Annotated in this window: 15 protein-coding genes; 6 read left to right on the top strand and 9 right to left on the bottom strand. The window is 66.5% G+C overall.

The window, feature by feature from the left end; genetic code table 11:
* Positions 1-30: 30 nt before the first annotated feature.
* The 3 genes from ACZK08_RS01810 to tsaD form a co-directional block, all read right to left on the bottom strand.
* On the bottom strand, positions 31-1302 hold the full coding sequence (locus ACZK08_RS01810; RefSeq protein ID WP_065175436.1) for a mechanosensitive ion channel family protein: 1272 nt from the start codon (positions 1300-1302) through the stop codon (positions 31-33).
* A gap of 65 nt (positions 1303-1367) precedes the next feature.
* On the bottom strand, positions 1368-1721 hold the full coding sequence (gene folB, locus ACZK08_RS01805) for a dihydroneopterin aldolase (protein ID WP_053519479.1): 354 nt from the start codon (positions 1719-1721) through the stop codon (positions 1368-1370).
* Between the two features lie 124 nt (positions 1722-1845).
* Positions 1846-2871, bottom strand: coding sequence for a tRNA (adenosine(37)-N6)-threonylcarbamoyltransferase complex transferase subunit TsaD (gene tsaD / locus ACZK08_RS01800; protein ID WP_065175437.1), 1026 nt, complete (start codon positions 2869-2871; stop codon positions 1846-1848).
* 167 nt (positions 2872-3038) lie between these two features.
* On the opposite strand from tsaD, the gene rpsU reads away from it, so the two are divergent.
* Positions 3039-3254, top strand: coding sequence for a 30S ribosomal protein S21 (rpsU, locus tag ACZK08_RS01795; protein ID WP_002808376.1), 216 nt, complete (start codon positions 3039-3041; stop codon positions 3252-3254).
* Between the two features lie 133 nt (positions 3255-3387).
* On the top strand, positions 3388-3834 hold the full coding sequence (locus ACZK08_RS01790) for a GatB/YqeY domain-containing protein (protein ID WP_065175438.1): 447 nt from the start codon (positions 3388-3390) through the stop codon (positions 3832-3834).
* 78 nt (positions 3835-3912) lie between these two features.
* Here the strand turns inward: ACZK08_RS01790 and ACZK08_RS01785 are convergent, their stop codons facing one another.
* Entirely contained in the window at positions 3913-4851 is a 939-nt protein-coding gene (locus tag ACZK08_RS01785) for a hypothetical protein (protein WP_231107787.1), read from the bottom strand.
* A gap of 212 nt (positions 4852-5063) precedes the next feature.
* Between ACZK08_RS01785 and ACZK08_RS01780 the strand changes: the two genes are divergently transcribed.
* From ACZK08_RS01780 to ACZK08_RS01765, 4 genes are read left to right on the top strand one after another with little or no spacing between them, the layout of a single operon-like run.
* On the top strand, positions 5064-5990 hold the full coding sequence (locus ACZK08_RS01780) for a YihY/virulence factor BrkB family protein (protein WP_053519482.1): 927 nt from the start codon (positions 5064-5066) through the stop codon (positions 5988-5990).
* 60 nt (positions 5991-6050) lie between these two features.
* Positions 6051-7790 (top strand): DNA primase, encoded by a 1740-nt coding sequence (gene dnaG / locus ACZK08_RS01775; RefSeq protein ID WP_053519483.1) that lies wholly within the window; start codon positions 6051-6053, stop codon positions 7788-7790.
* A gap of 27 nt (positions 7791-7817) precedes the next feature.
* Positions 7818-8318 carry a protein tyrosine phosphatase family protein gene (locus ACZK08_RS01770; RefSeq protein ID WP_065182568.1) on the top strand — a complete coding sequence of 167 codons (501 nt, stop codon included), beginning with the start codon at positions 7818-7820 and terminating at the stop codon, positions 8316-8318.
* A gap of 28 nt (positions 8319-8346) precedes the next feature.
* A complete protein-coding gene (locus tag ACZK08_RS01765) occupies positions 8347-9318 on the top strand; it encodes a bile acid:sodium symporter family protein (RefSeq protein ID WP_065175442.1) in 972 nt (323 codons plus the stop codon).
* A gap of 96 nt (positions 9319-9414) precedes the next feature.
* Here the strand turns inward: ACZK08_RS01765 and ACZK08_RS01760 are convergent, their stop codons facing one another.
* The 5 genes from ACZK08_RS01760 to ACZK08_RS01740 all read right to left on the bottom strand — a co-directional run bounded on the left by ACZK08_RS01760 (position 9415) and on the right by ACZK08_RS01740 (position 13543).
* The gene (locus tag ACZK08_RS01760; protein ID WP_155761056.1) at positions 9415-10158 is read right to left on the bottom strand and encodes a hypothetical protein; all 744 of its coding nucleotides are present in this window, start codon (positions 10156-10158) and stop codon (positions 9415-9417) included.
* Between the two features lie 5 nt (positions 10159-10163).
* Positions 10164-10538 carry a hypothetical protein gene (locus ACZK08_RS01755; protein WP_155761057.1) on the bottom strand — a complete coding sequence of 125 codons (375 nt, stop codon included), beginning with the start codon at positions 10536-10538 and terminating at the stop codon, positions 10164-10166.
* Between the two features lie 363 nt (positions 10539-10901).
* Positions 10902-11795: a heme o synthase gene (cyoE, locus tag ACZK08_RS01750; RefSeq protein WP_053519487.1), complete on the bottom strand. Its 894-nt coding sequence runs from the start codon at positions 11793-11795 to the stop codon at positions 10902-10904.
* Positions 11796-11799: 4 nt separating this feature from the next.
* Positions 11800-12963: a COX15/CtaA family protein gene (locus ACZK08_RS01745; protein ID WP_053519488.1), complete on the bottom strand. Its 1164-nt coding sequence runs from the start codon at positions 12961-12963 to the stop codon at positions 11800-11802.
* A gap of 10 nt (positions 12964-12973) precedes the next feature.
* The gene (locus ACZK08_RS01740) at positions 12974-13543 is read right to left on the bottom strand and encodes a hypothetical protein (protein WP_053519489.1); all 570 of its coding nucleotides are present in this window, start codon (positions 13541-13543) and stop codon (positions 12974-12976) included.
* Positions 13544-13591 lie beyond the last annotated feature (48 nt).

The following is a 13591-nucleotide window of genomic DNA, read 5'->3' as shown; positions in this document are numbered from 1 at the left end:
TCCGTACGGTCCCGCGGGCGGCACGGCAGCTTACTCCGAGCGGGCCGACTGGCGCTGCCCGGCCATCAACATGGCGTCGCTGGACGCCTGGAACACCCTCAGGCCGAAGGCCGGCAGGATCGCCAGCAGATGGTCGAAAATGTCCGACTGCACGGCCTCGTACTCCGCCCAGGCGGTAGTGCGGGTGAAGCAGTACAGCTCCAGCGGCAGGCCCTCGGTGGTCGGTTGCAGCTGTCGCACCAGCAGGGTCATGTCGGTGTGGATACCCGGGTGGCTGCGCAGGTAGCGCTCCACATAGGCCCGGAACGTGCCCAGATTGGTCACCCGGCGGCTGTTCACGTCCGCCACGCCCTGTTCGCGCAGGCGCCCGTTCCACTGCCCCAGCTCCTGCTCCTTGTCGCGCAGGTAGTCGCGCAGCAGGGCGAACTCACCGAGGAAGGCCAGGTCGCCCTCGTCCAGGAAGCCGACGCTGTGCTGGTCCAGGTACAGCGCGCGCTTGATGCGACGGCCACCGGCCTCCTGCATGCCGCGCCAGTTCTTGAACGACTCGGTCACCAGCTTCTTGGTCGGGATGGTGGTGATGGTCTTGTCGAAGTTCTGCACGGTGATGGTGTGCAGGGCGATGTCGATGACGTCACCATCGGCGTTCTGGCTCGGCATCTCGATCCAGTCGCCGATGCGCACGCGGCCATCGCCACTGATCTGCACGCTGGCCACCAGCGAGAGGATGGTGTCCTGGAAGATCAGCATCAGCACGGCCGTGGCCGCACCCAGGCCGGTCACCAGCGGGCCCAGTGCCACGCCCAGCAGGGTGGAGATGATCGCCAGGCCGGCCGCCACGAAGATCACGATCTTGACCACCTGCAGGTAGCCCTTGATCGGCTTGTTGCGCGCATCCGGCTTGCGCTCGTACAGGCTGTTGGCCGCATCCAGCGCATGCGAGAAGGCCAGCGAGACGGTCAGCACCGCCCACACGATGCACAGCTTGACGATGACGCTGACCAGCCCGGGCGGCAGATCGGGAATGAGGGTGATGCCAGAGGCGATCACCTGGCTGGGCACCACGTTGGACAACCGCGAGATGACCCGCATCAGATGGCTGCCACGCCCGGATTCGGCACCGGGCAGGCGCTGCAGCAGACGGCGCAGGCCGCGCACCAGGATGCGCTTGGTCACCCAGTTGGCCAGGCCCGCCGCGAGCAGCAGGGCCGAAATCATCAACGCCAGGTAGGCGCCGGGATAGGGTTCCAGTGTGTTCTGCAGCCGCTCCATCCACTGTACCGCCACCACCGCATCCACCATCAGTCGTCTCCTGTTTCAGTCATTTCGCATGAAGAAGTTGCCGGCCACCGGCCGACGCTGCTGTTTCAGCCGCGTTCGCGCTCGATGATCACGCCGACCGCGCGCGCGCCGCGCACCGCTCCCGGCTTGCTCAGTTTCAGCCGCAGCCAGCGCACATCGAACTCGTCGAGCACGATCTGCGCGCAACGCTCGGCCAGGGTCTCGACCAGGCCGAACTCCGATTCGCGCACGAACTGCTCCAGCCGCTTGCTGACCGCCTTGTAGTTGAGGGTATGGGCGATATCGTCGGTCGCTGCCGGGCGCCGGTTGTCGAAACCCATCTCCAGGTCGAACACCAGGTCCTGCCGGATCCGCCGTTCCCAATCGTAGATGCCGATCAGGGCGTCGATCGTCAGCCCCTCGATGAAAACCTTGTCCATTGCGGTTACCAGCGGGAAAACAGACGGTCATGGTAACGGCACGGAACCACCACTGCCTGAAACGACCGGATCCCGGCACGTCCGCCGCTACGGTCGCAGCCTGTGTGGATGGGTGCGCCGCGGGTCACACCGCGGGCAGCGTCGCCATGTCCCAACGCGGGGTCACGTCAACCTTCGGCGGGTTGTGCTGCCCGGCCTGCAGGCGCAGGGCGCCGGCGAAAGCGATCATCGCGCCGTTGTCGGTGCACAGCGCCGGCCGCGGGAAGCAGGCACGCCCCCCGAGGCGTTCGGCCATCTGCTGCAGGCGTGCACGCAGCCGCGTATTGGCACCGACACCGCCGGCCACCACGATCACATTGGTGCCGGCTGCTTCCAGCGCGCGTTCGCACTTGATCGACAGGGTCTCCACCACCGCATCCTCGAAACCGCGCGCGATGTCGGCGCGGGTCTGGTCGCTCTGGTCGCTGTCACGCCAGGCCATCAGCACCTGGGTCTTCAGGCCGGAGAAGCTGAAATCCAGACCCGGGCGATCGGTCATCGGCCGCGCGAAACGGTAGGCCCCCGGGGTGCCCTGTTCGGCCAGCTTGGCCAGCTGCGGGCCGCCGGGATAGGGCAGCCCCATCAGTTTGGCCGTCTTGTCGAAGGCTTCGCCGGCCGCATCGTCCAGGGTCTCGCCCAGCAGGCGGTAGCGGCCGATGGCATCGACCGCCACCAGCTGGGTGTGGCCACCGGACACCAGCAGGGCCACGAACGGGGCCTGCGGCGGATCGTCCTCCATCAAGGGCGCCAGCAGGTGCCCTTCCATGTGGTGCACGCCCACGGCCGGCACCTCCAGTGCCCAGGCCAGGGCACGGGCCACCCCGGCACCGACCAGCAGCGCACCGACCAGCCCGGGGCCAGCGGTATAAGCCACGCCATCGATGTCGTCCACGCCCAGGCCCGCCTCGGCCAGGGTCTGCCGGACCAGCGGCAGCAGCTTGCGCACGTGGTCACGGCTGGCCAGCTCGGGCACCACACCGCCGTACTCGGCGTGCAGGGCGATCTGGCTGTAGACCGCATGGGCGCGCAGGGCCGCGCTGCCGGTCAGGTCGGTGTCGTACACCGCCACGCCGGTCTCATCACAGGAAGATTCGATGCCAAGGACTCGCATGCCTGCTATTATGACGCCCCTGCCGCCCCCTCGGGGTGACGTGCAGATCCCACTGCATCCGTATTGCTGGCCCGCATTCAGGCTTGCGTGCTTGCAGTTTGTTGATTCGCCGCTATAATGTGCGGCTCGCCGGGCGTGACCCGGTTCTACTGTGTCCCGGAGATTCCATGCCCAGCGTCAAAGTCCGCGAGAACGAGCCCTTCGAGTTTGCTCTTCGCCGCTTCAAGCGCACTTGCGAAAAGGCCGGTGTGCTGGCCGAAACCCGCAAGCGCGAGTTCTACGAAAAGCCGACCCAGGAGCGCAAGCGCAAGGCCGCCGCTGCTGTGAAGCGTCAGCTGCGCCGCTCGTCGCGCGACGTCACCAAGCGTCAGCGCCTGTACTGATCGGACGCATCTTCATTGCGGCGGGTTCGTCCTTCCGCGGTGAAGCCGAAGCCGGCACGCGCGAGCGTCGCCGGCTTTTTGCGTTTCCGGGCCCGGGCAACCGCCCTGCCCCACTACCACCACGAGGTCTCCCATGAGCATGAAGCAGCAGCTCACCGATGACATGAAGGCCGCCATGAAGGCGGGCGAGAAGGACAAGCTGGGCGTGATCCGCCTGATCAACGCCGCGATCAAGCAGAAGGAAGTGGACGAGCGTATCGAGCTCGACGACACCGCCGTGATCGCCGTGCTGGACAAGATGGTCAAGCAGCGCAAGGACTCGGTCAGCCAGTACGAAGCGGCCAACCGTGAAGACCTGGCCGCGATCGAGCGTGCCGAGATCGTGGTCATCGAGGCCTACCTGCCCGCCAAGATGGGTGAGGCCGAGATCGCCGCCGCCATCCAGGCCGCCATTGCCGAAACCGGTGCCACCGGCCCGGCCGACATGGGCAAGCTGATGGGGGCGCTGAAGCCGAGGCTCGCCGGTCAGGCCGACATGGGCGTGGTGTCCAAGCTGGTCAAGCAGGCCCTGGCTGGCTGATCCGCCACCGCCTCTGCCGGACACGACAAGGCCCGCTTCACGCGGGCCTTGTCATTGCTGCAGCGGCCAGGCCAGCGCTTACACCTGGCGGCAGTTGCGCAGGGTCATGGAACTGCCCTCCACCGCGCTGACCTCGCCTTCCAGCTTGGCCCAGTCGCGCTCGCGCAGCATGGCGAAGTTGGCCGCCTGGTCCGGAGCGAATTCGCAACGGATGGTGTAGTTGTTGTTGTTGAAGGTGTCATTCTGGCGGATCCGCAACAGGCCACGGGTCGGCGTCACCAGGTAGTTGATCGATCCGACCTCACCCGGACGGCTGGAGTAGCTGTTCGAGTTGACCGTGTAGATCTGGCCGTCGATCCGGTAGCGGCGACCGATGTACTTGGCATACACCGGCAGGAAGGTGGCCGAGCGGTCGCCCAGGTCTTCCTTGTTGGTGGTGGTGCCCAGCAGCAGGTCCTTGAAGCTGCCCGCAGCGTTGTAGGCCGCCATCGTATCGCGCACCTCCTTACCCATCTTCTTGGACAGGTCCGGCGCGGTCACCTCCTCCGCCACGGAGATCGGATACTGCGCGCGCGCGGCGGCGGCCAGCGCATCCCCCTGGCTGCCGCCCTTGAGCTTGTCCAGCATGTCGCACATCGACTTGCGGGCGTCCTCCTGGGCGATGGTCTGGCCGCGGGCCAGCTTGGTGGCCAGGGTGACCCGGCCGCTGCGGTCGGCGGTGCCGATCAGCACCAGCGGCGTGCGCAGGCCCTTGGTCTGGATCAGGTACTGGTTGCCGGTATCGCCTTCCACCAGCTGGCCGCCCACCTCGAACTGGTCATCGGCACCGATCTTGCGAAGCTGGTCCAGTGCACTCTGCACCTTCAGACCGGGCACCGTCAGGTCGGCCATGTACATCGCGCCATTGCGCGGATCCCCTACCGTCTTGAAGGCCTTTTCGCAGGCCGTGGACGCCGCAGCGGCCGAACCGCTCGTCGCCAGCAGCAACACCATCGTGGTGCAGACCATCCCTTTCATAACGCGTCCTTTTGCAGAGAAGTTGGATTGTCGTGGCCCCGCACACAGGCGGTGGGCCCGGATACCGTGGCGGCAGCCCCAGCGCGCCCTCGGTCCGGGCAGAAGGATAACGCGGACTTCGCTGCATTCCGCGACCGCGCTGCCACTTCACCTGCCGCAACGCCGGCATCTGCTAGAAAAGGAAGCCTGTACCGCTCCAGCCGACGCCGTAGATGCCGCATCCCCGCACCTTCCTGCCCATCGTCCGATCGCGCCTGGAGAAGCTGCAGGACAGCTTCCCGATGGCCGTGGCCAAGCGCTTCGTCGAAATCGACGTCCTGACCCAGGCCGCATCGGTTTCGTTCTATTCCCTGCTGTCGATGGCGCCGTTGCTGGTGCTGCTGCTGTGGTTGACCGCCTCGCTGTACCCGCCCGCGCAGCAGGCGCTGATCAGCCAGATCGGCTCGGTGGCCGGCAGCAGCGTGGCCAGCGTGGCCGATACCGTGCTGCACAACGCCAACAGCCAGCCGAGCATGGGCTCGCTGGCCGGGTTGTGGAGCACCCTGCTGCTGTTCGTCGGCGCCACCGCCGTGTTCGCACAGCTGCAGAACGCACTCAACCGCATCTTCCATACCAGCGGCCAGCGCCTGGAAGGCGTCCAGGCCTGGCTGCGCAAGCGCGTGTTCTCCTTCGGCGTGGTGCTGGCGCTGGGCTTCCTGCTGATCCTGTCGATGACCGCCACCACCGCCCTGCAGGTGGTATTCGCGCAGCTGCCATCGGTGTTGCCGGCCATCGGTTACGTGACCACGCTGCTGCTGTACACGCTGGCCTTCGCCTTCCTCTACCACTATCTGCCCGACCGTCGCGTGGCCTGGCGCCAGGCCTTCATCGGCGGGGCCATCACCTCGCTCCTGTTCGCCCTGGGGCGCTACGGCATCGGCGTCTACATCGCCACCGTGGCACCCGGCAGCGCCTACGGTTCGATGGGCGCCCTGGTGATCGCGCTGGTCTGGATCTACTACGCTACCGCGGTGTTCTTCGTCGGCGCCCTGATGACCGCGGTGATCGACGAGCGCCTGAGTGCCCGGGCACAGCGGGCGGCCGCCAGCGCCGGCGGCAGCAGCGAACAACAGGCCGGCCCGACCATCGCCAGCGAGTAAACTAGGGGGACCTGCCGCCCCTGCTGCGCGCCCCGGCGGCCGCGCCCTGCCCTGCTGCCCATGGCCCGTATCCCCGACGCTTTCATCGACGACCTGCTGGCCCGCACCGACATCGTCGAGGTGGTGGGCAGCCGCGTGCCGTTGAAGCGACAGGGCAAGGAGTACGCGGCACGCTGCCCGTTCCATGACGAGCGCTCGGCCTCGTTCACCGTCTCGCCGACCAAGCAGTTCTATCACTGCTTCGGCTGCGGTGCGCACGGCACCGCAATCAGCTTCCTGATGAACTACGACCGCCTCGAGTTCCTCGACGCGGTGGATGAGCTCGCCAAGCGCGCCGGCATGGACGTGCCACGCAGCGAGAACCCGCGCAGCGCCCAGCAGCAGGACGACAGCCGCGAACTCTATTCGGCACTGGATGCAGCGGCGCGCTTCTTCCAGAAGAACCTGGAGGGCAGCGACAAGGCCCGCGCCTACCTTGACGGCCGTGGCGTGGACGAACAGAACCGCGCCCGCTTCCAGATCGGCTATGCGCCCGACGGCTACAGCGGCCTGCGCGATGCGCTGGGCAAGGACGAGCGGCGGATGAAGCTGCTCGACCGTGCCGGCCTGTTCTCCAAGAACGACCGGGGGCACGTCTACGACAAGTTCCGCGACCGGGTGATGTTCCCGATCTTCGACCGCCGTGGACGGGTGATCGCCTTCGGTGGCCGGGTGTTCGAGAAGGACGACGGTCCCAAGTACCTCAATTCGCCCGAAACCGCGCTGTTCCACAAGGGCCGCGAACTGTACGGCCTGTGGCAGGTGCGCCAGGCGAACCAGAAGATCGAGCGGCTGATCGTGGTCGAGGGTTACATGGACGTGGTCTCGCTGTTCCAGTTCGGCGTCACCCAGGCGGTGGCGACGCTGGGCACCGCGACCACGCCCGACCATGCCGAGCTGCTGTTCCGAAACGCACCGGACGTGTTCTTCTGCTTCGATGGCGATGCCGCCGGCCGCCGCGCCGGCTGGAAGGCACTGGAGTCGGTGCTGCCGCGCATGAAGGACGGCCGCCAGGCCTTCTTCCTGTTCCTGCCCGACGGCGAGGACCCGGACACCATCGTGCGCAAGGAAGGCGCTGAGGCCTTCAACGAACGCCTGAAGCAGGCCACGCCGCTATCGCAGTTCTTCTTCGACGAGCTGACCCGCGAGATCAACATGGGCACGCTGGACGGCCGGGCACGCCTGGCCGAGCGGGCCAGGCCGATGCTGGCGCAGATTCCCGATGGCGCGTTCGGTGACCTGATGAAGCAGCAGCTGGCGCAGCTGACCGGGCTCGGTGCGGCCACGCAGAATACCCGCACGGCGATGCCGCAGCGCCCTCCGGCACGGTCGATCCAGCCGGTGGCCAAGCGCAGCCTGGTGCGGGGTGCGATCGCCGTGCTGCTGCAGCAGCCGTCGCTGGCGCTGACCCTGGGCGGCAAGCATCACTTCCAGGGCCTGCGCCTGCCGGGTGTGGAGCTGCTGCTGGAGCTGCTGGCGCTGGTCGAACAGCGTCCCGATATCAGCACCGGCGCGCTGCTGGAACATTTCGACGGGCGTGAGGAGCAGGCCTCGCTGCACACGCTGGCCGCCCAGACCCTGCCCGGCAGCGAAGCGATCTGGACCCAGGAACTGCACGACGCCGTGGCCCAGTTGGAGAAACAACTGTTGCAGCAACGTCTGGAAGAGCTGTTGGCAAAGCAGCGGCAGCAGGGACTGGACGATACTGACAAGTACGAACTGCGCGAGCTGCTCAAGGCCCGCGCCAGCCTGGGCCGGTAGCGGCGGAACGTTTCAACGGAGAGGACCATGCTGCTGCGCCTGACCTGCCTGCTGTTGCTGTCCCTCTGCCTGCCGCTGGCGGCCTTGGCCGCAGATGCCCCGCTCAATGAAGTCCGCCCCGGCCTGTATGCCGGCGGCCAGCCCAGTGCCGCACACCTGCGCGAACTGGCTGCGCAAGGCGTACGCACCGTGATCGACCTGCGCCAGCCCGACGAGGACCGTGGTTTCGATGAAACCCGCGCGGCCGAATCGCTGGGCCTGCGCTATGTGCGCATCCCGGTGGCCGGCGCCGAGGGCCTGGATGCGGCCAATGTGCGCGCCGTGCACCAGGCCCTGCAGCAGAGCCAGGGGCCGGTGCTGCTGCACTGCGCGTCCGGCAACCGCGCCGGTGCTGTGCTCGGCCTGGTCAATGCACGCTACGAACATGCCAGCCCGGAACAGGCCCTTCAGCTGGGCCAGCGCGCCGGCCTGAAGTCGCTGGAAGCGGCCACCCGCCAGCGTCTGGCCACACCTGTCACCTCGCCCTGAACCCTCCACACCAAGGAGTCTGCCCCCCATGACCCGCTGGTGGTCGCGCCTGCGACCGGACAACTTCACCCTGGCCCTGCTGTGCACGGTCGGCCTGGCGTCGCTGCTGCCGATGAAGGGCGCCGCCGCCATCGTCCTGGACGATGTCACCACGGTCGCCATCGCCGCGCTGTTCTTCCTGCACGGGGCGCGCCTGCCGCGCGAATCGATCATCGGCGGCATGCTGCACTGGCGCCTGCATCTGACCATCCTCGCCTGCACCTTCCTGCTGTTCCCGATGCTGGGCCTGATGTTCAAGCCGCTGTCGGGCTGGCTGTTGACCCCGGAGTTGTACCTGGGCGTGCTGTTCCTGTGCACCCTGCCCTCCACCGTGCAGTCGTCCATCGCCTTCACCTCGATGGCGCGCGGCAATGTGCCGGCGGCCGTCTGCAGCGCATCTCTGTCGAGCATCCTCGGTGTGTTCCTCACGCCGCTGCTGTTGACCGCGCTGGCCGGCACCTCCGGCGGCGTGCACGACCCGCTGCATGCGATCGGCGGCATCATGCTGCAGCTGCTGGTGCCGTTCGTGGCCGGCCACCTGCTGCGCCCGTGGATCGCCGGCTGGGTCGAGAAGCAGCGCGCGCTGCTGCGCTACACCGACCAGGCCACCATCCTGCTGGTCGTGTATTCGGCGTTCGGCGAAGCCGTCACCGAAGGGCTCTGGAGCAAGACCCCTGTGCTGTCGCTGCTGGCAGTGGCCGTGGTAGCTGCCGTCCTGCTCGGTATCGCCATGCCGCTGATCACCTTCATCGCCCGTCGCCTGCACTTCAACCGCGAGGACGAGATCGCCATCGTGTTCTGCGGCTCCAAGAAGAGCCTGGCCACTGGCGTGCCGATCGCCAAGGTGCTGTTCGCCGGGGGCAGCCTCGGTGCCATCGTGCTGCCGGTGATGATCTACCACCAGATCCAGCTGATCGTCTGCGGTGTGATCGCGCAGCGATATGCGCGGCGCAGCTCCTGACCCGGAAATTCATCCACACATGGCGTGGAACTACTGCAGAGCAGAGCCCATGCTCGGCTGATGCCACGCCACGTGTGGACGCCCCTCGCGCCGTCGCTAATCCACGATGGCGGCAGCGATGTCGTGCAGCAATCGGGCGTTACGCTCCACGTCGGTGCCGCGCTCCCCGGTTGCGATCAGGCTGAAGGTCTTGCTGTCTCCCGTCCAGACAAGCTCGACGCGGGTACGGCCAGCGCTGTCAACGCTCTTCTTCAAGTGCGCGAGCGCGCCCTTTACTGTTGTGTTCTGCGCCTCGGCGATGACCTCGATATGCGTGCCCGCAGCGAGGAAGTTGTTCTCGCTGAACTCCACGATGCCGACGCCTTCCAGCTGGAAGAAACGGCTCAGCCCCGAGGACCTGCTTCCATCCAGCACGCCACTGGACTCCATACCGATCAGCTCCGCCGGTCCCAGGAGGCTTGCTTCCAGGCTGCTGGGTGGCTGTGGCAGGCGCTTGCGTAGTTCCGACGCCGAGCGATATCGGCGGGGCAAGGCGGCCAGCAGTTCGGCCCGCGTTGGGATGTTCCCTTCTGCAACCTGCACCACACCCGCTGACCGGTCCATGTCCGTGCGAAGCTGATGCTTCACCTCTTCGGGGGCATCCAGTTCTGCCAGTCGCACGATCTGGTAGCTGCCAGCGCCTACGGACGACCCTCTCGTCATCGAAGCCTCCTGCATTGCAGCTTGCATGGCACGTTGATGTAGCCAACGTCCCACCGGATCAGGAGTTGCATCGGTCTGCGATGCCTGGGCCGACATCGACATCAGCAGTGAGGTTGCAAGACAGCAAAGGCTTTTCATGATGCTCACCACTCCGAAAGTTGGCAGTCGACCGCGCTCGTGGACTGGGTGAATACACGCCCGCCCAGCACCCATGTGTGGTAACCATGAACAACCATCCGTTCCGGATCGGTGCCATCGCCTGCGTAGAAGCGCCAGGAGTACAGTCCATTGTTGGGAGCAGCAAGGACATGCTTCGGCTCGATGTTTCCAAGCGGGATATGCCTGGATGCGGTAGAGCCCTGGAAGTTGCGGAACTGGGGCCGTTCGTAGGTAACGGATTCATTGACGAATCCAATGCAGTTGGCCCGACTCAGTGCTTTTACTTCTGCTGTTGCATTGCCGGCCAAGCACGCAAGCGCAGCACAGAGAACGATGGGCAGAGAAACATGGCATCTCATTGATAGCTCCACAGAATTGCGATTGATCTCGCAAATCCTGTGTATCCACATTCGACCATCCCGCCTGCCGGATCCATCCGTATCTGTGATCCACTGCCCGCGGTGAGTCAGCAGCGCGGCAGATCCCTACACCGTAGCGGCTCGGCGGGTTGGCAAAGTGCCGCCTCCGGCGAGCGGAAGCCGACATTGAACGCACGGAGTTCTGTGGAAGACCGTCCACGCACGGCGTGGCTGCGCAGCACGCGTGCCGCCTCGATCAGGTCAAGCATGTCCTCCCTGCGACGGCCGTCATGCATCCGGCTGATGCGCCCGCCTTTCCCTGGGATACGGTAGCGCCGGGCCATGCCCGGCGGCAGGCGCCCGTTACAACCAGGGCAGGATCCAGTGGTCAATCAGCAGGAAGGCGAACAGCGCCATCAGATAGACGATGGAGTACTGGAACATCTTCATCGAGAACAGCTCATCCGGCGGATCCAGCATGCGCCATGCATACCAGAGGAACACCGCGTTGAGCACGATCGCACCGCCCAGGTAGAACGGTCCGCTCATGCCCACCAGATAGGGCAGCAGGCAGACCAGGGCCAGCACCACCGAATACACCATGATCTGTCTGCGGGTATGCACTACGCCGTGGGTCACCGGCAGCATCGGGATCTTCGCCTTGGCGTAGTCCTCGCGGCGGAAGATCGCCAGCGCCCAGAAATGCGGCGGCGTCCAGATGAAGATGATCAGCACCAGCAGCGACGAGTACGCCCAGTCCGAAGAGCCCTGCATTCCGGTGACGGCGGCCCAGCCCAGCATCGGTGGCATCGCGCCGGCCAGACCACCGATGACGATGTTCTGCGAGGTCGCACGCTTGAGGTAGACCGTATAGATCACCGCATAACCGATCAGCGAAGCGAAGGTCAGCACGGCGGTGATCACGTTCACCCACAGCACCAGGATCGTCATCGACAGCACGATCAGCGCGCCGGCGAACACCAGCACCTGCCACGGCTTGACCTTGCCGACCACCAGCGGCCGCCACGAGGTGCGCGCCATCTGCGCATCGATGTGCGCATCCAGCAGCTGGTTGATCGCAGCCGCAGCCGAGGCCGCCAGCCAGATGCCGAGGAAGCCGAGCAGGCCCGCGCGTACCTGTTCCCAGCTGGGCACGCCTGGAATGGCCAGGACCATGCCCACCAGGGCGGTGAACACGATCAGGGCGACGACCTTGGGCTTGGTCAGGTCCCAGTACTGGCGGTAATTGGAGAACATCGGATCAGTCCGGGGCACGCAGGCGGGCCAGCAGGCTGACCAGCACGAACAACAGGGCAACGGCCACGCCGTTGTGCGCCACCGCCACTTCCAGCGGCAGCGCCAGCTTCACGTTGAGGATGCCGAGGGTGACCTGCAGCACCAGCAACACGATCAGCGCAGTCGCCCAGCCCCGCATGCTCGGCAGGCGGAACAGACGCACGCCCAGCCACAGCAGGTAGGCAGCCACCACGATGGCGAACAGGCGATGCGCCAGCTGGATGGCGATGCGCGAGGCGCCATCGAGCACGCCCCCTTCGTAGTCCACGCCGATGCCACGCCACAGGGTGAAGCCTTCGACGAAGTTGTGCTGCGGCCACCACTGGTTGGCACAGCGTGGGAAGTTGTCCAGCGAGGCGCTGCCGCCGCCGCAGGCCAGCGCCGCATAGTTGGCACTGACCCAGCCGCCCAGTGCGATCTGGGTGACCAGCACGACCACGGCGGCACGCAGCAGCCACTTCAGCCTGGGCGCCTCGGCCAGCGTGATCGGCAGATGCGTGGCCCGCCACGCCAGCCACACCAGCAGGCCGAACATCAGCATGCCGCCCAGCAGGTGGCCCATCACCACGATCGGCTTCAGCAGCAGCGTCACCGTCCACATGCCCAGCAGGGCCTGGAAGATCACCACCGCCAGGGTCAGTACCGCCGCGCGCGCCAGATCGATGTTGTTCCAGCGCAAGGCGGCAATCAGCAGTATCGCCTCACCACTCAGGGCCAGGGCACTGGCCGTTGCATGCCAGCCCATCATGTACAACGGTATGCCGGCAGCCACCAGCACGCAGGCGGTGACGACCGCCGTGGTTCCGAACCGGCGCCTGCGCGTGGCCAGCAGAGCCAGGGTCAGGATCTCGATGCCCAGCGCGCCGGCCAGGAAGCGGTGCACCTGCTCGCGCCAGGCCTTGTGCGTTTCCAGCGGACGGATGTCGGCGGCCGGGTGGCCAACCGTCTCCTCGATGTGCTGCGGCCAGGTCGCGCGGCCATAGCAGGTCGGCCAGTCCGGGCAGCTCAGCCCCGCATCGGACAGACGGACGAAGGCACCGAACATGATCGTGCTCGCGGTCATGATCATGGCGAACCACGCCAGGCGGTGGAAATTGCGGTGCAGCGCCGGACGCGCGGAAAGGCTCATCAAACAGGACTCACTTCAGTTTCAGCAACGTGGCCATGTCCTTGCGCAGGCCCCCGAGGTCGCTGCCCGGGGCATGGCGCATGATCACGAAGCCGTTCGGATCGATCACGTAGACCGGCAGGCCAGCCGGATCGTCGACGCCGGGCAGGGCCGCGCGCAGCGCTGGCGACGGTGCCAGCGGCCGCAGCGCGGGCAGCGAGGCGATCGACGCCGGTGGCGGACCCAGCCACAGGATCTCGACATTATCGGCGTTATGGCCGAACAGCTGCCACACCTTGCCCAGTCCCTGCGACAAAGTGACGCACTGCGCGTCGCAGGCACCGGCCGGTGCCACCAGCAGGCGCCAGGTGCGCGCCTCCGGATTCCAGGGATAGGCCGTGCCGTCGGCCAGGGTCGGTGGCTGCTGGCGCAGGTCCACCGGGGGTTTGAGCAGCTGTCCACTGTTGCGGTGGCCGGTGGGCTGCCATCCGGAGAAGCGCAGCACGGCCGCCAGCGCCATTGCCCCGAAGAACACGGCGAACAACAGCACCAGGGTCCGGCGACCGGAACCGCGCGCCTGCGGGGATGTAGCAGTGTTCATGCGGGCATTTTCTCATGGTTGGACAGGGGATGCCGGGCGCCCGAAGTC

The sequence above is a fragment of the Stenotrophomonas sp. 112478_Sma genome, from assembly GCF_056479905.1.
Note: the sequence above shows the minus strand (reverse complement) of the source record. Positions and strands in the feature narration are given on the sequence as shown.

What these genes read in the sequence shown, in the direction of transcription:
- ACZK08_RS01745 (WP_053519488.1), bottom strand. Translation starts at nt 12,963, where the DNA reads ATGAGCCTTTCCGCGCGTCCGGCGCTGCACCGCAATTTCCACCGCCTG.
- ACZK08_RS01770 (WP_065182568.1), top strand. Translation starts at nt 7,818, where the DNA reads ATGCTGCTGCGCCTGACCTGCCTGCTGTTGCTGTCCCTCTGCCTGCCG.
- ACZK08_RS01740 (WP_053519489.1), bottom strand. Translation starts at nt 13,543, where the DNA reads ATGAACACTGCTACATCCCCGCAGGCGCGCGGTTCCGGTCGCCGGACC.
- tsaD (WP_065175437.1), bottom strand. Translation starts at nt 2,871, where the DNA reads ATGCGAGTCCTTGGCATCGAATCTTCCTGTGATGAGACCGGCGTGGCG.
- ACZK08_RS01755 (WP_155761057.1), bottom strand. Translation starts at nt 10,538, where the DNA reads ATGAGATGCCATGTTTCTCTGCCCATCGTTCTCTGTGCTGCGCTTGCG.
- ACZK08_RS01810 (WP_065175436.1), bottom strand. Translation starts at nt 1,302, where the DNA reads ATGGTGGATGCGGTGGTGGCGGTACAGTGGATGGAGCGGCTGCAGAAC.
- folB (WP_053519479.1), bottom strand. Translation starts at nt 1,721, where the DNA reads ATGGACAAGGTTTTCATCGAGGGGCTGACGATCGACGCCCTGATCGGC.
- ACZK08_RS01765 (WP_065175442.1), top strand. Translation starts at nt 8,347, where the DNA reads ATGACCCGCTGGTGGTCGCGCCTGCGACCGGACAACTTCACCCTGGCC.
- ACZK08_RS01790 (WP_065175438.1), top strand. Translation starts at nt 3,388, where the DNA reads ATGAGCATGAAGCAGCAGCTCACCGATGACATGAAGGCCGCCATGAAG.
- ACZK08_RS01780 (WP_053519482.1), top strand. Translation starts at nt 5,064, where the DNA reads ATGCCGCATCCCCGCACCTTCCTGCCCATCGTCCGATCGCGCCTGGAG.
- ACZK08_RS01785 (WP_231107787.1), bottom strand. Translation starts at nt 4,851, where the DNA reads ATGAAAGGGATGGTCTGCACCACGATGGTGTTGCTGCTGGCGACGAGC.
- rpsU (WP_002808376.1), top strand. Translation starts at nt 3,039, where the DNA reads ATGCCCAGCGTCAAAGTCCGCGAGAACGAGCCCTTCGAGTTTGCTCTT.
- cyoE (WP_053519487.1), bottom strand. Translation starts at nt 11,795, where the DNA reads ATGTTCTCCAATTACCGCCAGTACTGGGACCTGACCAAGCCCAAGGTC.
- ACZK08_RS01760 (WP_155761056.1), bottom strand. Translation starts at nt 10,158, where the DNA reads ATGAAAAGCCTTTGCTGTCTTGCAACCTCACTGCTGATGTCGATGTCG.
- dnaG (WP_053519483.1), top strand. Translation starts at nt 6,051, where the DNA reads ATGGCCCGTATCCCCGACGCTTTCATCGACGACCTGCTGGCCCGCACC.